The organism is Actinomyces faecalis, assembly GCF_013184985.2.
Taxonomy (GTDB): domain Bacteria; phylum Actinomycetota; class Actinomycetes; order Actinomycetales; family Actinomycetaceae; genus Actinomyces; species Actinomyces faecalis.
In genome coordinates, this window is record NZ_CP063418.1 from 664,146 (window position 1) to 688,579 (window position 24,434).

General features: G+C 67.5%; 20 protein-coding genes and 1 riboswitch. Of the genes, 14 read left to right on the forward strand and 6 right to left on the reverse strand.

Annotation, left to right across the window (positions count from 1 at the left end):
- Window positions 1-48: 48 nt before the first annotated feature.
- Entirely contained in the window at window positions 49-222 is a 174-nt protein-coding gene (locus HRL51_RS02650; RefSeq protein ID WP_194256535.1) for a DUF1440 domain-containing protein, read from the reverse strand.
- A gap of 243 nt (window positions 223-465) precedes the next feature.
- A riboswitch (ZMP/ZTP riboswitch) is annotated at window positions 466-552 on the forward strand.
- 24 nt (window positions 553-576) lie between these two features.
- Between HRL51_RS02650 and purH the strand changes: the two genes are divergently transcribed.
- The 9 genes from purH to HRL51_RS02695 all read left to right on the forward strand — a co-directional run bounded on the left by purH (window position 577) and on the right by HRL51_RS02695 (window position 10,926).
- Window positions 577-2,328: a bifunctional phosphoribosylaminoimidazolecarboxamide formyltransferase/IMP cyclohydrolase gene (purH, locus tag HRL51_RS02655; RefSeq protein WP_172192388.1), complete on the forward strand. Its 1,752-nt coding sequence runs from the start codon at window positions 577-579 to the stop codon at window positions 2,326-2,328.
- 118 nt (window positions 2,329-2,446) lie between these two features.
- Window positions 2,447-3,454, forward strand: coding sequence for a MauE/DoxX family redox-associated membrane protein (locus HRL51_RS02660; protein ID WP_172192390.1), 1,008 nt, complete (start codon window positions 2,447-2,449; stop codon window positions 3,452-3,454).
- Window positions 3,455-3,504: 50 nt separating this feature from the next.
- Window positions 3,505-3,858 carry a DUF3017 domain-containing protein gene (locus HRL51_RS02665; RefSeq protein ID WP_172119639.1) on the forward strand — a complete coding sequence of 118 codons (354 nt, stop codon included), beginning with the start codon at window positions 3,505-3,507 and terminating at the stop codon, window positions 3,856-3,858.
- A 215-nt stretch (window positions 3,859-4,073) separates the two neighbouring features.
- Window positions 4,074-5,411: a dicarboxylate/amino acid:cation symporter gene (locus HRL51_RS02670; protein ID WP_172192510.1), complete on the forward strand. Its 1,338-nt coding sequence runs from the start codon at window positions 4,074-4,076 to the stop codon at window positions 5,409-5,411.
- A gap of 457 nt (window positions 5,412-5,868) precedes the next feature.
- Entirely contained in the window at window positions 5,869-6,858 is a 990-nt protein-coding gene (locus HRL51_RS02675; protein WP_172119638.1) for a malate dehydrogenase, read from the forward strand.
- A gap of 318 nt (window positions 6,859-7,176) precedes the next feature.
- A complete protein-coding gene (locus HRL51_RS02680; protein WP_172119637.1) occupies window positions 7,177-8,514 on the forward strand; it encodes an ABC transporter substrate-binding protein in 1,338 nt (445 codons plus the stop codon).
- A gap of 216 nt (window positions 8,515-8,730) precedes the next feature.
- Complete coding sequence (locus tag HRL51_RS02685) at window positions 8,731-9,654, forward strand: carbohydrate ABC transporter permease (RefSeq protein WP_172119636.1); 924 nt, start codon at window positions 8,731-8,733, stop codon at window positions 9,652-9,654.
- A 1-nt stretch (window position 9,655) separates the two neighbouring features.
- Window positions 9,656-10,567: a carbohydrate ABC transporter permease gene (locus HRL51_RS02690; RefSeq protein ID WP_172192392.1), complete on the forward strand. Its 912-nt coding sequence runs from the start codon at window positions 9,656-9,658 to the stop codon at window positions 10,565-10,567.
- A gap of 68 nt (window positions 10,568-10,635) precedes the next feature.
- Window positions 10,636-10,926 carry a hypothetical protein gene (locus tag HRL51_RS02695; protein WP_235954057.1) on the forward strand — a complete coding sequence of 97 codons (291 nt, stop codon included), beginning with the start codon at window positions 10,636-10,638 and terminating at the stop codon, window positions 10,924-10,926.
- 26 nt (window positions 10,927-10,952) lie between these two features.
- On the opposite strand, the gene HRL51_RS02700 is transcribed toward HRL51_RS02695, so the two are convergent.
- The gene (locus HRL51_RS02700) at window positions 10,953-11,426 is read right to left on the reverse strand and encodes a hypothetical protein (protein WP_172192394.1); all 474 of its coding nucleotides are present in this window, start codon (window positions 11,424-11,426) and stop codon (window positions 10,953-10,955) included.
- Between the two features lie 172 nt (window positions 11,427-11,598).
- Between HRL51_RS02700 and HRL51_RS02705 the strand changes: the two genes are divergently transcribed.
- On the forward strand, window positions 11,599-11,964 hold the full coding sequence (locus HRL51_RS02705) for a GntR family transcriptional regulator (protein ID WP_172119633.1): 366 nt from the start codon (window positions 11,599-11,601) through the stop codon (window positions 11,962-11,964).
- A gap of 29 nt (window positions 11,965-11,993) precedes the next feature.
- Here HRL51_RS02705 and HRL51_RS02710 read toward each other — a convergent pair whose 3' ends face one another.
- Complete coding sequence (locus tag HRL51_RS02710; RefSeq protein WP_172192396.1) at window positions 11,994-13,481, reverse strand: DivIVA domain-containing protein; 1,488 nt, start codon at window positions 13,479-13,481, stop codon at window positions 11,994-11,996.
- Window positions 13,482-13,825: 344 nt separating this feature from the next.
- Between HRL51_RS02710 and HRL51_RS02715 the strand changes: the two genes are divergently transcribed.
- The 3 genes from HRL51_RS02715 (at window position 13,826) to HRL51_RS02725 (ending at window position 17,232) form a co-directional block, all read left to right on the forward strand.
- Entirely contained in the window at window positions 13,826-15,118 is a 1,293-nt protein-coding gene (locus HRL51_RS02715; protein WP_244960227.1) for a hypothetical protein, read from the forward strand.
- Window positions 15,118-16,128 carry a DUF8094 domain-containing protein gene (locus tag HRL51_RS02720; RefSeq protein ID WP_172192398.1) on the forward strand — a complete coding sequence of 337 codons (1,011 nt, stop codon included), beginning with the start codon at window positions 15,118-15,120 and terminating at the stop codon, window positions 16,126-16,128. Before HRL51_RS02715 ends, HRL51_RS02720 begins: the two co-directional genes overlap by 1 nt.
- A gap of 138 nt (window positions 16,129-16,266) precedes the next feature.
- Complete coding sequence (locus tag HRL51_RS02725; protein ID WP_172119630.1) at window positions 16,267-17,232, forward strand: tetratricopeptide repeat protein; 966 nt, start codon at window positions 16,267-16,269, stop codon at window positions 17,230-17,232.
- A gap of 260 nt (window positions 17,233-17,492) precedes the next feature.
- Here HRL51_RS02725 and HRL51_RS02730 read toward each other — a convergent pair whose 3' ends face one another.
- Together HRL51_RS02730 and HRL51_RS02735 are read right to left on the reverse strand one after the other, a co-directional pair.
- Window positions 17,493-19,859, reverse strand: a complete 2,367-nt coding sequence (locus HRL51_RS02730; RefSeq protein ID WP_172119629.1) for a glycogen/starch/alpha-glucan phosphorylase — start codon at window positions 19,857-19,859, stop codon at window positions 17,493-17,495.
- A gap of 112 nt (window positions 19,860-19,971) precedes the next feature.
- The gene (locus tag HRL51_RS02735) at window positions 19,972-21,441 is read right to left on the reverse strand and encodes a sulfatase-like hydrolase/transferase (RefSeq protein ID WP_172119628.1); all 1,470 of its coding nucleotides are present in this window, start codon (window positions 21,439-21,441) and stop codon (window positions 19,972-19,974) included.
- A 158-nt stretch (window positions 21,442-21,599) separates the two neighbouring features.
- On the opposite strand from HRL51_RS02735, the gene HRL51_RS02740 reads away from it, so the two are divergent.
- Window positions 21,600-22,610 carry a LacI family DNA-binding transcriptional regulator gene (locus HRL51_RS02740; RefSeq protein ID WP_172119627.1) on the forward strand — a complete coding sequence of 337 codons (1,011 nt, stop codon included), beginning with the start codon at window positions 21,600-21,602 and terminating at the stop codon, window positions 22,608-22,610.
- Window positions 22,611-22,737: 127 nt separating this feature from the next.
- Here HRL51_RS02740 and HRL51_RS02745 read toward each other — a convergent pair whose 3' ends face one another.
- Window positions 22,738-24,096, reverse strand: coding sequence for an MFS transporter (locus HRL51_RS02745; protein WP_172119626.1), 1,359 nt, complete (start codon window positions 24,094-24,096; stop codon window positions 22,738-22,740).
- Window positions 24,097-24,434: the final 338 nt, after the last annotated feature.

Below are 24,434 nucleotides of genomic sequence, written 5' to 3' on the forward strand. Positions count from 1 at the left end.
CTGCGTGGCGCGCGCGGTGGCTCCGGCGGGGTGACCACGTGGTGGGCCTCAGCGCGTGGTGGGAGTGAGCGCCCTGCGGACGGCCTCGATCGACCAGGCCCACACGACGTGCCCGGCGGCCTCGGACACGTGCTCCTGCCAGGGCTGCTCGGTGGCCGGAGGAACGGTGCCGAGCGCCGGCAGGAGACCCAGGTGGAAGCGCGAGGAGCGGTGAGCGAGCATGAGGACCTCCGTGTCATGTGACCGTCTTCTGCCGGCCGGGTCCGGGGCGAGCGTGAGCGCAGTCCACCGCGTGCGGGACTGGGTAGGAGCAGGTGGCCTGACCGAGGAGAGCGGTCGCGTGTGGCTGTCTTCCAGACAGTGTATGCCGTGGAGATGTCCCAAGGCGCCGGCGGAGCCGGCTCGGGACGCCGGGTCGCACCGGCGATGTCCTCGTGTACTGGCGGAGGCTGTTCGGGATAGACTCCATCCGGTCGCAACTGGCGAGGGTGGGGTACCACCGGGGAGCGACCACGATCCACCGAAAGGGCGTCGCCCGCCTGGGCGCCCTGCCGACCGATCGCACCAGGAGAGCGCATGACTACGCCGTCCGTTCCCTCTACAGCCCAGGCTGTACCCACCAAGCCTGTCCCGACCGAGGGCCTCGTCAATCCTGAGCAGGTCGCCGTGCGCCGGGCACTCATCTCCGTCTACGACAAGACGGGCCTGACCGAGCTCGCCAGCGCCCTCGTGGACGCCGGCGTCGAGATCGTCTCCACCGGCTCCACCGCCGCCACTATCGCCGGAGCCGGCCTGCCCGTCACGCCCGTGGAGCAGGTCACCGGCTTCCCCGAGTGCCTGGAGGGCCGCGTCAAGACCCTCCACCCCCGCGTCCACGCCGGCATCCTCGCCGACCGCCGCAAGGGTGAACACATGGCGCAGCTTGACGAGCTCGGGGTGGCCCCCATTGACCTCGTCATCGTCAACCTCTACCCCTTCACGGACACCGTCGCCAGCGGTGCGCCCTTCGACGCCTGCGTGGAACAGATTGACATCGGCGGCCCCTCCATGATCCGTGCCGCCGCCAAGAACCACCCGGCAGTCGCCGTCCTCACCGACCCCGCCGAGTACGCCGAGGCTGCCCAAGCCGTTGCCGCCGGCGGCTTCACGCTGGCCCAGCGCCGTCGTCTGGCCGCGGCCGCCTACGCCCACACCGCCGCCTACGACGCCGCCGTGGCCACCTGGTTCGCCCAGCAGACCGAGGAGCCTGGCGACGCCACCGCCCCGGCTGCGCCCGCCCGCTACGTGGGAGTCGGCTACGAGCGGCTCGACACCCTGCGCTACGGCGAGAACCCCCACCAGGCTGCTGCCGTCTACCGCACCGTCGGCGAGCGCGGGGGAGTGGCCGGCGCCCGCCAGCTCCACGGCAAGGCCATGAGCTACAACAACTACACGGACACCGACGCCGCCGTGCGCGCCGCCTACGACCACGGTGACGCCGTCACGGTCGCCGTCATCAAGCACGCCAACCCCTGCGGCATCGCCGTCTCTGCCTCCGGGGACGTGGCCGAGGCCCACCGCCTGGCCCACGCCTGCGACCCCGTCTCCGCCTACGGCGGCGTCATCGCCACCAACGCCACCGTCACCGCCGAGATGGCGCGCCAGGTCAAGCCCGTCTTCACCGAGGTCGTCGCCGCCCCCGCCTTTGAGGACGAGGCTGTCGAGATCCTGTCCGCCAAGAAGAACCTGCGCCTGCTCGTCGTCGAGCCGCCCACGCGCGAGGGCTACGAGATCAAGCAGGTCTCCGGCGGTGCCGTCATCCAGGAGCGGGACACCTACCAGGCCGGGGACGCCGACCCTGCCAGCTGGGAGCTCGTGGCCGGAGATGCTGCAGATGAGGAGACCCTGGCAGACCTGCGCTTCGCCTGGGAGACCATTCGCTCCGTGCGCTCCAACGCCATCCTGCTCGCCAAGGGCGGGGCCACTGTGGGAGTCGGCATGGGACAGGTCAACCGCGTGGACTCCTGCAGGCTCGCCGTCGAGCGCGCCAACACCCTGGGTCTGCGTGAGACCGGGGACGCTGCAGCGGACAAGCAGGAGAAGGGCGCCGTTGGCGGGGCTGATGCCTCCGAGATCCTGGATGCCCAGGCTCCCGAGCGTGCCCGCGGGGCCGTGGCCGCCTCTGACGCCTTCTTCCCCTTCGCGGACGGCCTCCAGGTCCTTATCGACGCCGGTGTCACGGCAGTGGTCCAGCCCGGAGGGTCCATCCGTGACGAGGAGGTCATCGCCGCGGCCAAGGCTGCGGGCGTGACCATGTACCTCACCGGCAACCGGCACTTCGCCCACTGAGCTGGTTACGGGATGTGTTGGTGACCTGTGGCCCTTGCGGCTCATAGTGGAGACGGTGGCGGGGCTGTGCCACGTCACAATGGAGCCGTAGCGATATCCTGACCGTGAGGAGTTTGTCATGACCCAGGCACTGGTGGCTGCACCAGTCATACTTGCGGCTGTCCTTGCCGGGGCGGGGGCGGCCAAGCTTCGCGATGACGACGCACGTGTCGCATTGGAATGGGATCTCATGCGTGTCCCTGAGCGGCTCAACCGGCGTTGGCTGCGTCGTTCGCATCCGTGGATCGAGATCCTCCTAGCGGGGATGCTTCTCGTATCGACAGGCGTACTCGGGGTGCTCGCCGCCTGCGCTGCCTTGGCGCTGTGCGTGGCATACACGTCTTTCGTCCTGCAGGCTATGAAGGTGCCGGGCGCTGTGTGCAACTGCTTCGGTTCTGGGCGCGCGACGGTCCTGAGTCGGCGCACGGTGCTGCGCAACGGTCTGCTCGTCCTGCTTGCCGTGCTCGCGGTGATCTCGACAGCGAGCCAAGGTACCTTGCTGACCCAGGCACTGGCCGACCCTTCGGTGGTGGCTTGGGCAGGTGCCGTCCTCGTCGCGATGGTGGTCGCCTACCTGGTAGCTGACTCGGGGGGAGTGGGAGACCAGACCCCGGACGGACCATCGGCGGTGGTTTCTCCTAACGATCACAGTGATGCCGCCTCGGAGCCAGAGGACTACGTGCGAACGCTGACACCGCGTGCCACGGTCCGGGAGGAGGACGGGACGCCGGTGGACCTGTACCGCGTCTCGCAGAGGCAGGCGCAGCTCCTGCTTTTTGTTGCTCCTGGGTGCGGCCACTGTGAGGTCGTGGCGGCGCGCATTGATGAGTGGGTAGAAGCCATGCCACCCCTTGGTATCCACTTTGTGGTGGCTGGCACGGTCGCACAGCTCAAGGATCGTCGCCCTGAGTGGGTCAAGCACGCCTGGTATGACTATGACCGTGCTGCCGCTCATATGCTCCAGTGTGACGCGACCCCATCCGCTGTGCTGCTTGGCACTGATGGAATGCTGGCTGGCGGGCCGGTTTCCGGTGATGTGACTGTTCTTGACTTTGTTGAGGAGATACGTCAGCAGCTTGAGGCGTAACCCTTGGCGCGCCGTCGCGGATCGTGGCGGATGGTGACTGGATCGCTACCATGACTCGCGTGAATGACGGACTGGGGCATGAGCCGGTAGGCAGGAAGATGGACCTGCGCCGCAAACGTCCCGGCTGGGCCGAGCGCCACCACGAGCCCTACTCCACGCTCGCCGTCGTCGCCACGGCCGTAGCCACCCTCCTGGTCCCCCTTCTCGCCGTGCTCGGATACAACCGCATCGCCGTCATCTGGCTCGGGCTGGAGGTTCTCACCCTGGCTGTCGTGCGTGTCATGCGGCCTGACGGCACCTGGATCGCTGCGCGCTCGCGCCGCTTCGACGTCGTCTTCGGCATCCTGCTGGGACTAGCGGTCCTGGCGCTGAGCTGGTACGCCACTCTTCCCGCCATCGTCTGAGCGCCTTCTGAGCGTTGGCTGCCGTTCACCGTGTGAGGCGGCGCACGAACTCATAGACTGCTGCTCACCACGCGAAACTCCTCGTCGTGATGAGCGGCCGGCATGCCATGCTGCCCGCCCAGGGCGCTTGTTTGCCGCCCGTTCCCATCCCCGTGACCGGAAGGCGCTCCATGCCGAGCACGCAGACTCCCTCACACCCCACCACCTCCTCCGCCGTGAGCCGCTTCCTGGCCAAGGGCGGGATCCTCGTGTGGGTCATCTTCGCCATCATCCTGGCCCTGGTGCTGGGATCCATCAAGGTCGGCGGCAACCCGCTGGTGCCCGAGGCCATCGGCCGCGTCTTCGCGACCTTCTCTTCCTTGTTCAGCCAGTTCCTCAGCTTCTCGATCCCGCTGATCATCATCGGGCTGGTCACGCCTGCCATCGCGGACCTGGGCCGCGGTGCGGGCAAGTGGCTCGCGATCACCACGGGCATCGCCTACGGGTCGACTCTCTTCGCGGGGTTCCTCACCTACCTCGTGTGCGCCACCGTCTTCCCCTCGCTGCTGGGCGGGCACGCCCTGGACAGCGTCGAGGAGCCTGGCAGCGCCCTGGAGACCTTCTTCACTGTAGAAATGCCTGCGCCGGTGGGGGTCATGACGGCGCTGCTGCTCAGCTTCGTGATCGGCATCGGGATGTCGATGGTGCCGCGTGGCGTGCTGCGCAAGGGCTTCATCGAGTTCCGCGCCATCATCACCACGCTCATCGAGAAGATCATCATCCCGCTGCTGCCGCTGCACATCTTCGGCATCTTCCTTAACCTCACCTACACCGGGGAGGCCTGGTCGATCATGCGCACGCTGCTGCGCGTGGTGGTCGTGGTGCTGGTACTGGAGGTTGTCATCCTCGGCGTCCAGTACGGCGTGGCCGGAGCGGTTGGGCGCAAGAACCCGGTCAAGGCGCTGGTCACGATGCTGCCGGCCTACCTCACGGCCCTGGGCACCTCCTCCTCGGCGGCGACCATCCCGGTCACGCTCGCCCAGGCCAGGAAGAACGGCGTCTCGGACGCGGTGGCCTCCTTCACCGTGCCGCTGTGCGCCACGATCCACCTGGCTGGCTCCACCTCAAAGATCTTCGCCTTCGCCTTCGCCATCTGCCTGACCCAGGGGATCGACGTCTCCGTGGCCCAGTGGGCCGGCTTCATCTTCATGCTCGGTATCACCATGGTGGCCGCCCCCGGCGTGCCCGGCGGTGCCATCATGGCGGCTACCGGTCTGCTGTCCTCGATGCTCGGTTTCGACGACGCCCAGGTGGCGCTCATGATCGCCACCTACATCGCGCTCGACTCCTTCGGTACCGCTACCAACGTCACCGGTGACGGCGCGATCGCCATCGTCATCGACAAGATGGCTGGCGGCCAGATCGGTGACGAGGGCGACCCGGAGAACACCCGTGAGCTCTCCTTCGACGGCGTGGCCTACCTGAGCCGCGTGGCGGTGGAGGGCGTGGTCAGCCCTGAGGAGCTGGCGGCCTCGGAGCAGGCCAGCGGCCACACCGACAAGGAGGTCGGCTAGGGCCGGCCTGGCCTCGGTTGAGGCTGTCTTCCTCGATACTGTCGCCGCCGACGCGCAGGGTGACCTGTGCGTCGGCGGCGACAGTGTGTCTGGCGGCGACAGTGTGTCGGGCGGCTGGGAGTGCCGCTGTAGGAGGAGTGTGCTGGTTCGTGAGATCGCGCCTGCGGGCGAGAGAACGCGCCTGTGGGTTCGGATCGCGTGTGTCGCACGCGCAAGATGCGCTGGAGACGCGAGATCACGGTGAGAGGGCGCGAGCTCACGGAGGGAAGGCTGGGCCCCAGCGCGTCCTGTGTGACGTGGATGACGCCGATGGCGAACACCCGACCGCCAATCGTCCCTGACGTGCTCGGCCCCGGGGCCGTAGGCTTTTTCCATGGGCAGCGCCCGGCGCGGCCCGCGTGACAGGCTCGTGCAGGCACGGCCTGGTCAGTCCAACCAGTCCTAGAAGGAGTCCTTCATGGCTAACGCCCCCGTCAACGTCACCGTCACCGGTGCCGCCGGCAACATCGGTTACGCGCTGCTGTTCCGCATCGCCTCCGGTGCCCTGCTCGGCCCGGACCAGCGTGTCAACCTGCGCCTGCTTGAGATCCCGCAGGCAGTCAAGGCCGCCGAGGGCACGGCCATGGAGCTGTTCGACTCCGCCTTCCCCACGCTCGGCTCGGTGGACGTCTTCGACGACCCGAAGAAGGCCTTCGAGGGTGCCAACATCGCCTTCCTCGTCGGCTCGATGCCGCGTAAGGCCGGCATGGAGCGCTCGGACCTGCTGTCGGCCAACGGCGGCATCTTCGGTCCCCAGGGTGAGGCGATCAACGCCGGCGCCGCCGAGGACATCAAGGTCCTGGTCGTGGGTAACCCGGCCAACACCAACGCCCTCATCGCGGCCTCCCACGCCCCGGACGTCCCGGCCTCCCGCTTCACCGCGATGACCCGCCTGGACCACAACCGCGCCCTGGCCCAGCTGGCCGCCAAGACCGGTGCGCACGTCTCTGACCTGGACAAGGTCACCATCTGGGGCAACCACTCCTCCACGCAGTACCCGGACCTGACCCACGCCACCGTCAAGGGCCAGCCGGTCACCGACCTGCTCGCGGACCGTGCCTGGGTCGAGGAGGACTTCATCCCCACCGTTGCCAAGCGTGGTGCGGCCATCATCGCCGCCCGAGGTGCCTCCTCGGCCGCCTCGGCCGCCTCCTCGGCGATCGACCACGTCCGCGACTGGTGCCTGGGTGTCAAGGACTACTCCTGGACCTCCGCCTCGGTCATGTCTGACGGCTCCTATGGTGTGCCTGAGGGCATCATCTCCTCCTTCCCAGCCGTCAGCGAGAACGGCGAGTGGAAGATCGTCCAGGGCCTGGAGATCGACGACTTCTCCCGCGCCAAGATCGACGCCTCGGCTGCTGAGCTCCTGGAGGAGAAGCACGCTGTGCAGGAGATGGGCCTCATCTGACACCTGCTCCACGCTCTGTGAGCACTCGTCAGCCGTCTAGCACCGCTGGGCTGACAACAGGTCCCGGCAGCCGCTGCACGCGGCTGCCGGGACCTGTGCACATCTGGAGGCGGGAGGTCCTCGGCCTTGTGAAGAAGGGGGTAGGCCTAGGAGGGATCGGCGCGTGCAGATAGGAGGGAAAGCTCCGGTCTGAAAAGTGCACCCCGATACTGGTCTAGACCTATACTGACTTCTAGCCACGCGATGCTACGTGGCTTGAGCGGACAGGTCCCTTCCTGGTTCGTCTCACTGAGAACAGCGTCGTTTCCAGGAGAAAACATGCGTACCCCTCTCATCCGTCGTCGTCTCGTGCTGACCGGTGCGGGCGCGATCGCCTTGGCGGGCACCCTCGCTGCCTGCGGCACCTCCGGCTCGAAGGAGTCCTCATCCTCAGGTGACTCAGCTGAGGATGCCACCTCGGGCGATGCGAGCAAGGTTGACGTGGTCACCTGGTGGTCAGCAGGCAGTGAGAAGGAGGGCTTGGAGGCCCTCGTCAAGGTCTTTGAGACTCAGTTCCCTGACACCATGTTTGAGAACAAGGCTGTTTCCGGAGGTGCCGGATCCCAGGCCAAGCAGAAGCTTGCCGCTGATCTGGCGGCCTCCAATCCGCCGGACACCTACCAGGCCCACGCCGGTGCGGAGATCCAGGCGGATATTGAGGCAGGCTACCTGGTGGATATCTCCTCACTCTATGACGAGCTCGGCCTCAAGGACGCCTTCCCCGAGACCCTCGTGGAGCGTCTGAAGGACTCCAAGGGCAAGATTTACTCCATCCCCTCCAATGTCCACCGGGCCAACGTTGTGTGGGCGAACGTCAAGGTCCTCCAGGCTGCTGGTCTGGACCCGAGCACCCCTGCCAAGGACATCGACGGCTGGCTGGCGGACATGGAGAAGGTCAAGAACGCAGGTTTCACTCCCATCACCATGGGCATGGCCTGGACCCAGCTCCAGCTCCTGGAGACCGTCCTCATCGCCGACCTCGGAGCCGAGGCCTACACCGGGCTGTTCGATGGCAAGACGGATTGGGCCGGATCAGAGGTCACTGCAGCCCTGGGACACTACGAGAAGATCGTGGCCCTGACCGACTCCTCGCTCTACACCGAGGACTGGGAACCAGCCATGCAGCCGATCTTTGAGGGGAAGGCAGCCTTCAACGTCATGGGCGACTGGGCTGTGGCCGGCTTCGATGCCGCAGGCCTCAAGCTAGGCACCGACTACGTCGCCTTCCCGGTCCCCGGCACGGACGGCATCTTCGACTTCCTGGCGGACGGCTTCGTCCTGCCCGACGGCGCTCCGCACCCGGGTGGTGCCAGGAACTGGCTGCAGTGCATCTCCTCGAAGGAGGGGCAGATCGCCTTCAACACCGTCAAGGGCTCCATCCCCTCACGCTCCGACCTGACCGATGAGGAGAAGGCTGGGTTCAGCGACTACCAGCAGTCCGCCATGGAGTCCTTTGGCAAGGACACCATCGTCTCCTCCATCGCGCACGGGGCCGCCCTGCCTGCTGCGGCCTCCAATGCGATGAGCGACGCCCTGACCAAGTTCTCGCAGGGGGCTTCTGACCTGGCCGGCCTGCAGAAAGAGCTTGCCAAGGCCTACGCGGACAACGCTGCCTGAGCCGAGTCCACATCCACTGGCGTGTGGTGACGGGGCGTTCCGCCGCCACACGTGCGCAGGCACATGCCATGCCTGGGAGTGCTGTCGAGTGCCACCTCTGCTGTGTGAGGAGGAAGCGTGGCACCCTGAGAGCGGCGCACGGGGCGACAACGACGTCGCCCCGTGCGCGAGGCATGCCATGGACAAGCCTGTTGACCACTGAAAGGAAGATGACCCATGCCAGGTGGCACCACCAGACGACGCAAGACCCGCTGGAGGCAGTGGGGGCCAGGGCTGTTGCTCTTGTCTCCGTCGTTGATTCTCGTGGGCGTCTTCGTCTACGGGATGATCGGGATCAATATCAACACCTCCATGCTGGACATGCACAAGGCTTCCCAGGTCTCGGGCCGCAAGCCCTCTCGCGTGGTGGGCCTGGAGAACTTCATCAACCTCTTCAAGAACCCTGACTTCCAGCACTCCTTCCTCAACCTCATCCTCTTCACCGTAGCCTTCCTGGCAGGCACGCTCATCATTGGATTCCTGTGGGCCTGGCTGCTGGACAAGCCCATCAAGGGCGAGGGACTGTTCCGGTCCGTCTACCTCTTTCCCATGGCCGTGTCCTTCGTGGCCTCCGGTGTGGTGTGGCGCTGGTTGCTCAACTCTGCCCAGGGGGAGCAGGCCTCAGGCCTGAACCGTCTGCTGGAGATGATGGGACTGCGTTTCCTGGAGAACTCGTGGACCCAGAACACGACCTTCGGCATCCTGGCCATCGCCCTGCCTGCGGTGTGGCAGCTGGCTGGCTACGTCATGGCCCTGTTCCTGGCAGGTTTCCGTGGCATCAGTGATGACCTGCGTGAGGCAGCCCGCATGGACGGTGCCAACGAATGGCAGCTGTACAGGTCGATCATCTTCCCTCAGCTCACCCCGATCGCCCTTTCCGCTGTCATCATCGTGGGGCACATGTCCCTGAAGTCCTTTGACCTCATCATGTCGATCACTGACCAACGCACCTACTCCACCAAGGTGCCTGCCATCGACATGTTTAACTTCATGACGGACAACGACTACTCCAACGCTGCCGCCGTGGGAACGATCCTGCTCGTAGTGGTCGCCATCGCCGTGATCCCCTACCTGGTCCATGACGCGCGAGGGAGGAAGTGAGATGGCTGTGACCACCGTTCACCAGGAACCGGCATCCTTCACGAGGACCGTGCCCGGGCCACGGAGCCCACGCCGTGCGGGGCAAGGCGGCGTCATCGCATGGAGCACGCTCCTGCGTTATGTGCTTTTGCTGGCCTCTCTCATCTTCGTCCTTATCCCTGTCTACGTCCTGATCATCACCTCCTTCAAGAACGGGGCGGAGGCCTCACCAGCGACCACCTGGTACCTGCCCAGGACCTGGGACACCTCAAACTGGGTCAAAGCATGGAACGAGCTGAGGGGTGGCTTGCTGCGCTCGCTCATGCTCGTAGTCCCCTCCTCGCTCATCTCGGCGATGCTCGGCAGCGCCAACGGCTTCGTGCTGTCTAAGTGGCGCTTCCCCGGGGCGAACCTGGTGTTCACCCTTATCCTGTTCGGCATGTTCATCCCGTACCAGGCGGTCATGATCCCGCTCATGCGTCTGGTGACCACGGCGGACCTGGGCTTTGGCATCCACACGCTCATCCTCATGCACGTGGTCTACGGCATCCCGATTTGCACACTCATCTTCCGCAACTACTACGAGACCATCCCAGACGAGCTCATCGAGGCAGCCAGGGTTGACGGTGCCGGGATGCTGCGCACCTACTTCTCCGTGGTGCTACCAGTTTCCGTGCCCAGCTTCGTGGTGGTCATCATCTGGCAGTTCACCAGTGCCTGGAACGACTTCCTCTTCGCCCTCTTCTTCGGGGGCGGAGCCCAGTCCGGTCCGGTGACTCTCGCCCTGAACAACCTGGCCCACGGCTCGATCATGGCGGACTACGGGGCTTCCATGTCTGGCGCGTTGATTGCCTCGGTACCGACGCTGCTGGTCTATATCTTCCTGGGCAAGTACTTTGTGGGCGGGCTCATGTCCGGATCGGTCAAGGGCTGAGGCGGTCGGCTGGCTGGCGGTAGTAGCCGGCAGCCAGCCGACACGGTGGACGCGCTAGAGTCGGCGCCATGGCCAGGCGAAGCTCTCGACGTCCCTACAGCCAGGGACACGTCCCGCTACGGATGGAGCGTTTGTCCTCGATGCCACGCACGCAGACCGGTCCTGGCGGGGCGGACTTCACCGTCCGCCATGTCAGCGGTGGGTCCAAGCGGTACACCTGCCCGGCCTGTAACAACGCCATCGTGCCAGGTACACCTCACGTGGTGGCCTGGTCCAATGAGTCGCTTTTCGGAGTCGACCGTGGGCTGGAGGAGCGCCGCCACTGGCACACCGCCTGCTGGGAACGCCACCTGTGGTGAGCTGACGGCGGCGCCTGGCGTCGTCGTCAGGGCAACGGCTCTGGTGACCGCTCCTCCCAGCCAGGTAGCAGGCGGTCTAGGGCGAAGCGCAGCGGCACGATATCCCCGTCGCGACCGCCCTCGCCGATCGTCATCGGGGCAGGCTCGGCCACCGGGTGGGCGCCCATGAGCTTCTCGCGCAGCGACAGGCGCATCGACAGCACGTAGAAGCGCCCGTCGGTGTCGATGCCGATGGTCTGATCAGCACGCAGGTACCAGCCGCTGAGCTCGGTGCGCGCGCTGCCCCCGCCGTAGCCCTGCACGCGCAGCGGCTGAGGCTGGAGACCCTCGGCGCGGGCGACCTGGAGGAAGAGGTCGATGATCTGGCCGGCACGCTCGTGCTCAGCCGCCTGGCGGGCCTGGAGCAGCCGGGCGCGCTCGGCAGCGGCCTCACGACGGCGCACGGCCCAGTCCTCGTCCTGGCTCGCGGGCGTCGGGGGCGTGGGGGAGTCGGCGGTCATGGCCTCAGCGTAGAGGGTGACGGCGCAGGCTCAGTGCCGCGTCACTGCACGGAACCACCCTGCGCAGTACCGCAGGGCGCCACAGCACGGGACAGCAGGCTCAGGTGGGGCCTGAGGGCGGTGCAGCCTCTTCCGGCCCCCGGCAGTGTCCAGGGTGGCGCACACTGGTGCCATGACGAGCACCCCACGCCTTGACCTCACCGTTGACCCTGCCGCGGCAGATCCCGTCTTCGCCCAGATCTGCCAGGAGCTGCGCCGCCAGGTGGACCAGGGCACCTTGCCGGTGGGAGCCCGGCTGCCCGCCACCCGCGCCCTGGCCGAGCAGCTGGGGCTGGCAGTCAACACGGTGGCCAAGGCCTACCGGACCCTGGAGGCCGAGGGCGTGATCGAGGGGCGTGGCCGCTCGGGCACCTTCGTCCGCGACCAGAGGGGTTCCCAGGCACAGCAAGCAGCCTCCGCCTTCGTGACCCGGATGCGTGCGCTCGGGGTCAGTGAGGCGGAGGCCGCTGAGCTGCTTCGTCGAGCCTGGAAGGCCTGAGACCACTCTGGCCAGAGGCCGGGCCTGGCTCAGCCCTGCTCGTCCTCCTGGTGCTCAGCACTCGGGCCGGCCACGGACGGCTGTCCCGTGTCCTGCTGACCGTCTGCGGCCGTGTCCTCGCCGTCCTCCTCGGAGGCAGGAGCAGGAGCCGCCTCATCCTCAGGTGCCGGCGCCGGGTCGGCCTCCACCTCGGCGGCTGACTGGGCGACGGGCGCTGCCGGGTGGAGGGCCTGGTTGATGACGTCAGAGAACACCGGCGCCTGCGGCACCGCGTGACCCAGCACGCCGCGCATCTCCTCCAGGTAGGAGGCCACGGAGTCGCGCTGGCGCTCGAGCTCCTCGACCTGGCGCTCGGCGGCTGCCAGACGCGCCTCACCATCGGCACGGGCAGACTCGACCATCTGTGCGGCCTCGGCGCGGGCGTCCTGGAGGACCTGCTCGGCCTGACGCTCGGCCTCAGCCTGGCGGTCACGCGCCTCGGCGTCGGTCCGTACGCGCACGGCCTCGGCGCGCTCAATCGCCTCCTGCAGACGGGCCTCGGCCTCCTCGGCCTGCTGCTGAGCCTGCTCGTTCATGACACGGATGCGCTCGGCAGCTGCCTGGTGGGCGTCGGAGTCCTCCTGCGCGGCAGCCTCGTGCTGTGCTGCGATCTCCAGACTGGTCTGCTGTCGCAGCTCGGTGGCCTCAGCACGGGCGGCCTCTGCCTCAGCGGCGGCCTCGCGGCGCAGCGCCGTCGTCTCCTCGGCAGCCTCCCGACGCAGGGTCTCAGCCTCGCTCCGGGCCTTGTCCAGCTCCGTGGCTGCCTCGGAGGCCGCGAGGGAACGGACCTTCTCAGCCTCCGCGGTGCTGGTGGCGCGCAGCTCGTCGGCCTCGGCGGTGGCTGCGTCGCGGGTCTCAGCCGCCTCACGCTCGGCGGAGACACGCAGCTCGGTGGCCTCCTTCCTCGCCTGGGCGAGAACGAGCTGTGCCTCACGCTCAGCGCTGTCACGCACGTTGGTGGCCTCAGCCTCAGCCTCGGCGGTGACCTGGTCAGCCTTGCGGCGGGCGGAGGCGACCATCTCCTCAGCGCGGGCCGTGGCGTTGGCGGTCGTCGTGGAGGACTCGAACTCCGCCTGTGAACGCAGCTCAGCGGCGTCGCGGCGGGCGTCTGACAGGAGCGTGGCAGACTCGTTGGCTGCCTGCTCAGAGACACGCTTGGCGTTGGTGCGAGCGCGGGCGAGCAGGGCCTCGGCCTCGGCGCTGGCCTTGGACAGGACGGTCGCGGACTGCTCCTCAGCGCTGCGCAGCAGCTGCTCGATGCGCGAGCCGAGACCCGCGTAGGAGGGAGTGTCCGTCTCACGCAGCCGGCGCTGAGCGTCAGCAAGCTCGCCGGCCAGCGTCATCGTGCGCTGGTCCAGGCTCTCGACCTCGCGGCGAGCGTCAGCGAGCTGGCGCCGCAGGGTGTCGATCCGCTGGTCAACCTGTGCGCGGTCGTAACCGCGCATCGTGATCGTGAAGGCCTCGGTCCCGTCAGTCACGTCTGTGTCCTCCTCACGACGGCCGCGCGCCGTCTGCGAGGTCTAGGGTATCGGCGTCGGCCACCGTCGTGCTGACTCGCCTCGGTGCGTGGCTGGCCCCTCAGCGGCGTACGACGCCGCTGAGGGAGGCTGGCACGCACCCGCTGCGTGGTTCCGCTCAGGGCGCAGGATCCTGTGATCTTGCCCGTGACTGCTGCGTATGAGCCGCTCGCATGGGATTCTGGATTGTCCGACGTGCCAGGTGGACCAGGGAGCGTGCCTCCTGCTCGGCCACCCAGGCTCGCACGACCGTCGTCGCGGCGAGTGCGTCGGACCCCTGTCCGTTGAAGCAAGGAGACCGCGTCGTGAACCGACGTATCGTGAGTGCGATCGCCGCTGCCGCAGGACTGATCGTCATCGCCCTGGCCGTGTGCTCCGCCACCGTGTGGCGTCCGAGCTCGACCGCCGAGGCGACTCTGCCGGCCGCTCCCGACCAGCCCTACGTCCTGGTCGAGCCCGGGGTGCTGGGCCTGGTCAACTCTGACGTCACCGTCACCGCGTCCTCGCAGGGTCAGGACGTGACCCTGGCAGTGGGCTACTCCGCTGACGCCCGCGCCTGGCTCGCCGACGACCCTTACCTTTCGGTCACCGGCCTGAAGGACTGGAAGACCCTGGACACCACCTCCGTGACCGAGCGCTGCGAGGCCGGCCCGACGGCGAGCGGCGCCGCTACCAAGACCGCCAGCGAGACCCCCTCGACCGAGCCGAACGACGCCGCTGCGGCCGAGGGCTGCACGCCCCTGACCGCCTCCGGCGCCGACCCTGCCGGTGCTGACGTGTGGCAGACCTCGGTCACCGAGACCGACACGGCCACGACTGAGCTCGACGCCACGGACACCGACCTCGTCGTGCTCGCCTCCACGGACGACAGCGACGCGGCGCCCACGCTGACCCTGACCTGGTCGCGCTCAGTGTCCACCCCCTGGCTCGTTCCGGGTCTGGTGCTGGGTGGCCTGCTCATCCTGCTGGGCGTCTTCGGTCTGCTGCTCGACATCCAGATGCGTCACGCCGACCAGCAGCGCCGCCAGCGCGCTGCCGAGCGTGCCGCCCGCCTGGCCACGGCCGACTCCACCGCGACGATGGGCATTCCCGCCGTCAACGACCCCAACCGTCCGCTCACCCGCCGTGAGGCGCGGGACAAGGAGCGCGCGGAGGCCGCGGGCGAGGAGTGGATCGATCCGCGTACCGGCGTCGTCTACGTCGACGGCGTCGCCGCGCCCTCCGTCCCGCAGGCTCCTGAGCAGGAGCCTGAGCCGACGGCCGACGACGCTCCTGGCTCCGGCCAGGACGCAGCCGGTGAGGCGGGCGAGCCCGCGCAGGTCGACGGGCCGACCGAGCCCGCGACGGACGAGGACACCCTGGAGGCCGCCGGTGCGGCCCGCGGCTCCGCCGTCGTCCCGAGCCTGGACGAGGAGACCGTGCGCAGCCTGCGCGCCTCCCGTGAGCTGGAGACCGAGGAGGCCTTCAGCCTGACCGACGAGGACCCGGCTGCTGAGGACGAGCACGCAGCACCTGCTGCCTCCCGAGACGCCGTCGGAGAGGACACTGCCGTCATCGATCCTGTGGACCCGACCGCCGAGGGTGAGGAGAACGCCTGATGACTACCCGCCGACACTTCCTTCTCGGGGCCGTGACCACCGCTGCCGCCGCCACGCTGGCCGCCTGCTCGCAGGAGGTGCCCGCCACGCCGTCGGTCACCTCCAGCGCCACCCCGCGCCCGGTGCTCGACGCCGACCGCCTCACCGTGGTCCTGGAGCGGATCGGCAAGGGGCTGTCCGCCGCGGACTCCGCCAGGAACGGCGAGGCCCTGGCGGGATACCTCACCGGGCCGGCTGCGCGCGTGCGCACGGCCGAGTACGCCGTCGCCCAGGCTGCTGAGGACGAGTCCCTCATCCACACCTTCTCCGCCACCAGCCAGGCCGGAGCGGTAGGACTGACTACGGGCTTCCCGCGTGCTGCCCTGACGATCACCGAGCCGGTCTCTGACTCCGAGCCGCCTTACCTGCTGGTCCTGTCGCAGGAGACCGCGCGCGACAGCTTCGAGCTGTGGGCGTGGGCGCGTCTGTTCGCGGGCGTCGAGGTGCCGGCCACCTCCACCGCGTCGGTGGGCTCGGAGCAGGTCGGGGCTGACTCTGAGGGCCTCGTGGCCACCCCTGAGGAGGTCCTGGCCGCCTATATCGAGCTGCTCAACAACCCTGAGGGGGACAACTCCCTGGGCTTCGCGGACGACTCCCTGCGTCAGCGCGTGGCCTCCGAGCGCGGCGTCGACCTGTCCGGCATGGGGACGGTCTCGGTCACCGCCACCGCAGGGTCGGACGGGTTCAAGGGCCTGCGCACGACCGAGGGCGGGGCGCTGGTCGCCACGACCCTGTCCTTCACCACCACCTACACCAAGACCGTGGCCGGATCGACGCTCAACGTCGGCGGGAACGTCGGCAAGCTGCTGGGCGGGGACACTGAGGTGCGTGGTACCGTGACGGCCTCCTACGACGTCATGATCGCCTTCTCCGTCCCCTCGGCAGAGGCCGGTGGCGAGGTCGTGGCGCTGGGAGCGGATCTCGTGCTCGCCTCGGCAGCACGTGACGACGCCGCCGCGCCTCAGGAGTAGACGCCGGACCGCCGTCGTTGACGTCGTGGATGACACGGCGGCGGCTCGAGGTGCCGACGCGCCAGCACCGTCTCCGGGACCTGCGCCCGGGTCGGGACCGGCCGTGACCACAGGACCAGGAAGAAAGAAGAACTTCAGATGAGCATGTTCGGAGCTGTTGACCTGTCCTCCCTCGCACCGCGCCAGACTCCTGGCGCCGGGGCCGGTGCGACCGGGGCCGCGGGAGCGGCTGCGGGCGGGCCCGGTACGTCCCAGCCTGCCGCAGGCGGTGAGGGACCGGTCCTGCCGGCTCCGCTCGTCGTCGACATCGACGCCACCAACCTGCGCGACGTCGCCGAGGTCTCCACGCAGGTGCCGGTGGTTGTCGTCCTCCACACCCCGCGCTCCCAGGCCTCCACCGAGCTTGCGGGGCTGCTGGAGAAGCTGGCCACGGAGTACGGTGGCCGCTTCGAGCTGGCGAGGGTCGACGTCGACGCCGCTCCTGAGGTCGCCCAGGCTCTCCAGGCCACGGCCGTACCCGCGGCGATGGCGCTGCTGGCCGGCCAGCCGATGTCCCTGTTCCAGGGGGCTGTGCCCGAGGACCAGCTGCGCGGGCTGCTTGACCAGCTTCTCCAGGTTGCCGCGGCCAACGGTGTGACCGGACGGGTCGCCGTCGACGGAGCGACTGAGGCTGAGCCGGCAGAGCCCGAGGAGACCGAGGTCGAGCGTGAGGCCCGTGAGGCGATCGAGCGTGGTGACTTTGACGCCGCGATCGAGGTCTACGACCACGCCGTCGCCCAGAACCCCGGCGACGACCAGCTCAAGGTCGCGCGCGACCAGATCCGGATGCTCGCACGGATGGACGGCAAGGACCCGCACGCGCTGCTGGCTGCGGCTGACGCTGAGGGGGCTGACATCGAGGCGGTGCTGGCCGGCGCCGATGCCGCGCTGGCGCTGGGGGACATCAACGCCGCGCTGGGGCGCGCCCTGGAGGCCGTGCGCTCCCACGGTGGGGAGGAGCGTGAGGCGGCACGCGTGCGGCTGCTCCAACTCTTTGACGTCATCGGGCAGCAGAGCCCCGAGGTCGCCCGGGCGCGCCGCCAGCTGGCCGCGCTGCTGTTCTAGAGCCTGTGGGAGAGGTCTGAGATTGCGCCTTCACGTCGTCGGATCGCGCTTACGTGGGGTGAACGAGCGTGTAGGGCGCGATCTCATCCTGAGGACGCGATCACACGCCTGGAACCGCTGAAGCCATGCCGGTAGGCGTGAGCTGAGACACGCAGGTGCCCGCGCTCGCCTTCAAGAAAGGCGAGCGCGGGCACCTGCGTGTCAGCCGGACGCTACTAGCTCCCGCACCCTGTCAGCAGGTCAGTCGATCGGCTCCGGGGTCAGTCGATCGACTCCGGGGTCAGCTTCCACACCTCACGGGCGTAGTCGCTGATGGTGCGGTCGGAGGAGAAGCGGCCCGAGCGGGTGATATTGACCCAGGCTTTGCGCTGCCAGGCGCGCTGGTCGGCGTAGTCGGCGGCCATGCGGTCCTTGGCCTCGCGGTAGGCCGCGAAGTCGCCAAGCACGTAGTAGACGTCAGCCGGCTCGTAGCTGGGCTCGAGCAGGCTGCGGCGCAGGTCAGCGAACCAGCCCGAGCCGTTGTCGTTGAGCGTGCCGTCGGTCAGGGCGTCCAGGACGCGCTTGAGACCTGGGACCGTCTGGTAGGTGGCCACAGGGTCGTAGCTGGCACGCAGCGTGGGCAGCTCGTCGTCGGTGGCACCGAAGATGTAGGCGTTGTCCTCCCCCACGGCGTCCAGGATCTCGACGTTCGCCCCGTCTAGCGTGCCGAGCGTCAGGGCCCCGTTCATCATGAACTTCATGTTCGAGGTACCCGAGGCCTCCTTGCCGGCCATCGAGATCTGCTCGGAGACGTCAGCGGCCGGGATGATGTGCTCGGCCGGGGAGACATTGTAGTTGTGGATGAAGACGACCTTGATCGTCTGGGAGACGACGGGGTCGTTGTTGACCAGGTCCGCGATGGCGTTGATGAGCTTGATGATCGCCTTGGCACGGACGTAGCCGGGGGCGGCCTTGGCGCCGAAGATGAAGACGCGCTTGGGCACCTCCAGCGTCGGGTCCTCCTTCATCCGGAAGTACAGGTCCAGGATGTACAGGGCGTTGAGGAGCTGGCGCTTGTACTCGTGCAGGCGCTTGATCTGGACGTCGAAGACGGCGTCGGGATCGATCTCCACGCCTTCGCGCGCGGCCACCCAGGCGGCGAAGTCGACCTTGTTGGCGTGCTTGACCTCAGCCAGACGGTCCAGGACGGTCTCGTCCGCGGCGTCGGTGTACCTGGCCAGGACGGACAGGTCACGCACCCACTCGTCCGAGCCGGTGACCTCGTCCAGCAGGGCGGACAGACGCGGGTTGCACTGGCGCAGCCAGCGGCGAGGGGTCACGCCGTTGGTCTTGTTGTTGAAGCGCTCGGGCCAGATCGTGTGCCACTGCCTGAGGGTGTCGCGCTTGATGATCTCGGTGTGCAGCGCGGCCACGCCGTTGATGGAGTACGAGGCGTAGCAGGCGATCCAGGCCATGTGGACCAGGCCACCGTGGACCGGGGACATGTAGTCGATCGTGCTCTCGTCGACCCCGCGCTCAGCCAGGTCGATGCGGAAGCGGCGGTCGATCTCGTAGATGATCTCAAGCACGCGCGGGAACAGGCGCTCGAAGATGGAGATCTCCCAGGTCTCCAGGGCCTCGGCCAGGACGGTGTGGTTGGTGTAGGCGAAGGTCTTGGTGACCTCGGCCCAGGCGTCGTCCCAGCCCAGGCCGTGCTCGTCCATGAGGATGCGCATGAGCTCGGGGATGGCGAGCACCGGGTGGGTGTCGTTGAGCTGGATGGCGTTGTAGTCGCAGAACCCACGCAGGTCCTCGCCGTGGTGGGTCACGTAGTTCTCGACGATCTCCTGGAGGGAGGCCGAGCAGAAGAAGTACTGCTGGCGCACGCGCAGGAGCTTGCCCTCGTAGGTGGTGTCGTTGGGGTAGAGGACACGGGAGATGTCCGCGGTCCGCTCGCGCTCGACGATGGCGTCGGTGAAGCGCTGGGAGTTGAAGGCGTCGTAGTCGAACTCCTCCATGCTCTCGGCCTTCCACAGGCGCAGGGTGCCCACGTTCCTCGTGCCGTAGCCGGTGATCGGCATGTCGTAGGGGATGGCGCGCACGGTCAGGTCGTTGTAACGGACGATGCGCTGGGCCTCCTCGCGGCGGATGACGAAGGGATAGCCCTCCTCCATCCAGGCGTCAGGGTGCTCGGTCTGGAAGCCGTCGGAGAAGAGCTGCTTGAACAGGCCGTAGCGGTAGAGGATGCCGTAGCCGGCGACCGGGAGGTCGAGGGTGGCGCAGGAGTCGAGGAAGCAGGCGGCCAGGCGGCCCAGGCCCCCGTTGCCCAGGGCCGCGTCAGGCTCCTGCTCCAGGACGTCGCTGAGGCTGCGACCGAAGGAGTCCACGGCCTTGGTGGCCTCGTCGACGAGACCGAGGTTCGTGAGGTTGTTGAGCAGGGCACGTCCCATGAGGAACTCGGCGGAGAAGTAGTGCTCCATGCGGCCGGCCCGGTAGCGCTGCTCGGTGGCGTACCAGCTGTCCGCGATGGCGTCGACGACGGCGGCCGACAGTCCCTGCCAGACCTCCATCTCGGTGGAGGCGCCAGCGGGGTGCCCGGAGACCGCCCGCACCTGAGAGGGCACGGTGGAGGCCAGGTTCTGCGTCATTGTCTATCCCTTGTCCATACGACGGATGAACGTTGCTGAAACTACTTGCAGCGACGTTGACAGCCTACAGGCTCAGCCCGCTCGCGGCATCCCCAAGCCTGCACCGTCCCGGTCAGGACTTGCCGACGCCGTCCATCGCCTCATCCTGAAGAACGTACGTGCCGGCGTCGTCCAGCCCTGCCCGTGCAGGACGGATCTGACCGCGGCCACGGATGTCACGGTCCCAGGCATCCTCTATGTCTGTGGAGTGAGCAGCGAAGAACTCCTCAAGTTCTCCCCGCAGGTTCGCTGCCACACCAGCCCGCGAAGGCACGCCTGCCAGGTTCTCCTCCTCCAGGGGGTCGGCGTTAAGGTCGTAGAGCTCGCTGGGGCCCTCATATCGGTCAATAAGCTTGTATCGGCCCGAGCGGATCATGCGTCCGCCACCGTACTCGTCAAAGACGACGACGTGCTCGTCCGTATCCTGGCCCTGTCCGCGCAGGAGGCCAGCCACTGAGCCGGCTGCACGCAACGGGTCTGCGCCCGCTTCCACCCCAGCCAGCTCGCATATGGTCTCGTAGAAGCTGCAAGCGCTGACCGGCCTGGTGACGGTGCGTCCCTGGGTCTGGCCGGGCAGGGCGAACCAGGCAGGCACTCGTACCGAGTTCTCCCAGAAGTTGAGCGGGTAGGTACCGTTGCCCTTGCCCCACAGCCCGTGCTGACCGCAGCTGAAGCCGTTGTCGGACATATAGACCACGACCGTCTCCTGCTCCAGGCCGTGCGTGCGCAGGTGCTCCATGAGCGTGCCCACCGCGCGGTCAACCCCTGACAATGAGGCAGCGTAGCCTCGCAGCCTGGGGACGGGATCAGCGAAGGCTGAGGCAAAGTCGTTGTAGGCCAGAGTCCATGGGTGTGGTGCGGTGCGCGGGATGGATGGGAAGTCGGTGTCGGCGTAGATATCCATGAGGTCGGCGGGGTGGTTGCCGATCCACGGTGAGTGCGGCGCGGTGAAGCTTACTTGGAGGAAGAAGGGTGATCCTGGGTGGTCCCGGGCGATGGCGTCGATCATGCCGCAGGCCTCCTGGGCGGCGGCATCAGTGAAGTAGCGCGGCTCGCTGGTCTCACGCCCCTGGGCGTCCCAGATCGGGGCCTCGTAGTAGGGACTGCCGCCGTAGCGGTGGGCGTACCAGTAGTCGAAGCCCGGTGCGGGATGCTGTGAGGTGCCCACGTGCCACTTGCCGCTCATCGCGGTGGTGTAGCCCGCGTTATGGAGCACCTCGGGAAGGGTGCGTACTCCCTTGATAAACGGCTCCTCTGTGGCCTGCGGGTGTCGACCACCCACGAGCCAATCGTGGACGCCGTGCGCCGAGGGCATGTAACCAGTGAGGAGGGATGCCCGGGCTGGTGAGCACACCGGGGAGGCGCAGTAGTAGTTCTCGAAGATGGTTGAGCGGTCCGCCAGCTCGTCCAGGACAGGGGTGATTAACTCCGGCCAGCTGGCACCCGTGGCCCACGGTCCTTGATCGTCAGTGAGGAGAACCAGGAAGTTCGGTCGGGGCGCAGGCGCGTCAGGGCTAGCGTTAGGTTCAGGGGCGTGAGGCATGAGATGGTCCTTGGTGCTGTCAGAGGGTTCACGGTACTGGGGTTGTTATGGGCGGCGTCGCCGGATACGAGGGGTGAGGGCCAGTGCTGTGGGTACGATCGCGTTGAGCGACGTTCGCATGCCGCGGCGTCAGGCGATGAGGGGAAGGCGGGAACACGATGGCGCGAGCCACCCGTGCGGACGTAGCCAAGGCCGCTGGGGTGTCCGTGGCGACGGTCTCCCACGTCATGAACGGCCGTGCCAAGGAGCTGGGGTTCCTGCCTGCCACGGCACAGCGCGTGCGGGAGGCCGCGGCGGCCGTGGGTTACGTGCCTCGCGCCTCGGCCCGCAGCTTCCGCTACCAGACGAGCAAGGTCATCGCCTTGTTCTTCCCAGACCTGCCCGCTTCGCTGCGCCTGCCGGTGTTTAACGAGGTGCTCACCGGTGCGATCGACGCCGCCCGTGCGCAGGGTCACTTCATCTTGCCCGTGCCGGTGGGTCAGGACCCGCGCGCCACGGTTGAGGAGACCCTGCGCGAGATCGAGCTCGCCGGGGCGGTGTGTCGCCCCACCCCAGGGATGGAGGAGGCTGGCACGCTGCTCGACCAGGCCGAGGTTCCGGTGGCGTGGATCTCGACTGGTCGCCAGGCGCTTGAGGCTCCCGGCTGCGCTGCCCTGGGAATCAACGAGGCCTCGGGGGTGCGCCAGATGCTCACCGCAATCGACACCTCCCAGGTTCGCCATCCCGCGGTCCTCATTGGCCCGGGTGAGGCCGGGGACCGCCTGCCCGCCTTCCTCGAGCGCTTTCCCGACGCCCGGGTGCTGACGGCTCCCGGCTGGCTGGCGGGTGATGCCCGGCAGACGGCCAGCACCTTGGTGTCCGACGGCGCCGACCTGGTCTTCGCAGGCAATGACCAGCTTGCGCTGGCATGCTGCGAGGCGGTGACCGCCCACGGTTTGACATTGGCTGATGACGTTCAGGTCTTCGGCTTCGGTGACATCGACTCCGGCCCTGCCCAGTTGATGGGGATCTCCTCCATCCAGTGGCCCGTGGCCGAGCTGAGCCGGCGGGCGGTGCAGGCGCTCATCACGGGTGCCTCCGGGACTGATGCCCTGACGGATGATGGGCCCCAGGAGATCACCCTTCAGACACTCGCGCATCCGCGCTCCTCCACCCGACCAGCCCGCTGAGCTGGTCGGGAGGGTGCAGGAGCAGCGCCTGTGGCATGCACCGGCCCCGTGTGAGGCGGGCGCATGCGGTGGCAGGACGCTGTGCTGCGCCCTGCTACCACCATGACGTCCTCCTGGCGCGACCGGCTCAGGCGGCCTGGGACTCATTGGCTGAGATTTCCTCCAGGTGCCCGTTGGTCCCGCTCAACCACGGGTTGGCCAGCACGAGGAGGAACATCGCCAGGTAGACCAGCGCGAAGGGAGCGATGGCGATGTAACCGAAGGTGTCCATCAATACCGGGATGAGGAAGACGACTGTGGCACTCATGACGCGGGCCATCGACTGGGTGAATCCGGCCCCAAAGCCACGCAGCTCAGTGGGGTAGGCCTCGACGGACCACACCACTGCGAGCATGCCCGGACCGAAGTAGGTGGTGAAGGACCACACGACGAAGGAGATGGCGAGGATCCACGGGCTCAGACCCCCCAGCAGTCCCATGACAGCGGCTGTAGCTGTCAGGATGGCGGAGGTGCGCAGACCGAGGGTGCGACGGTTGACCTTGTCGATCTGGGTGCCTCCGATGATGAGGGCGAGCGCGGCGACGACGTTAGCCGCCAAGGTGATGAGGAGGTTGTTGGTCTCCTTCAGGCCCACGGCGGCGAAGATGATTGGCCCCATGAAGGACACGACTGGGCCCGCGGTGGAGTTGAGCATGAAGAAGGCCGTGGCAACCATGACGCGCTTGCGGGTGTCGCCCCGCAGGAGGGTGGCATAGCTGCGCCTGGCGGCTTTGGGCTTGGCCTGGGTGATCTCGTCGGACAGCCCCAGGGCACGCACGATAGCCCACGCCTTGGCCTCCTGGCCGTTGTGGATGAGCCAGCGAGGAGATTCCGGCAGGCGACGGCGCAGGAGAAGGACGATCAGGGCTGGCACGGCCGCGAAGAGGAACATCCCCCGCCAAATCCATTCCTGGTGGCTCTCGGGGACGACGGCGTAGAGCGAGAGCGCCAGGACGACTGAGAAGATCGCGCCGAAGACGAGCATGGCGTTGAGCAGGGCGCCAGTAACCCGCCCGCGCCGCTTGGCTGGGGCGATCTCAGCGAGGAAGGCCGCGGAGGTTGACAGGTCCATTCCGACGGCCACGCCAATGAGGAACCGCATGACCCACAGCATCCACACCTGGGTGATGAAGGCGGCGGCGACGGCGGTGAGGATAAACACCCACAGATTGAAAGCGAAGACTCGCTTACGGCCGATGCGGTCCGACAGGTCCCCGAAAACGATGAGGCCAACTGCGGTCCCGATGAAGGAGACGGCCACGAGCAGACCCTTGTCCAGAGCGGTCAGGGCGAAGGTCTTGGACAGGAAAACCATCGCAACGCTGATGACGGTCAGGTCGTAGCCGTCAATGAACTCTCCGAAGGCGATGAGGGTCGAGGAGTGCTTCTTGATGAAACGCGCGTCCTTCTCGGCGATCTCGTAGGTGCCGACATTTGTATGAGACATCCTGGAACTACTTTCGTGAACAGGAACGCCATGCTTCCTTGCATGACCACGCTAAGTTATCACGAGATAATACAAGCGGATGCCGCCTTTATCGCGAGATAATATTGCTCTCATCACATCTTTCCTTGATGTAGTTGAGGCTGCCCATGCCTGAGTCTCCGCCGTCCATGGCGTCGGTGCTGATGGTCTCGTCCCAGTCTCCGAAGGGGTGCGCGGCCACCGTTATGAGCTCTATGGAGGCCATAGTCAGCCATCTTGATGCCGGGGACGAGCTCAATGGTCAAGGCTGTCACTGGGCATACGGCCTGGGGTGGTGCCTGCGGGGCCTGGGTGTTGGT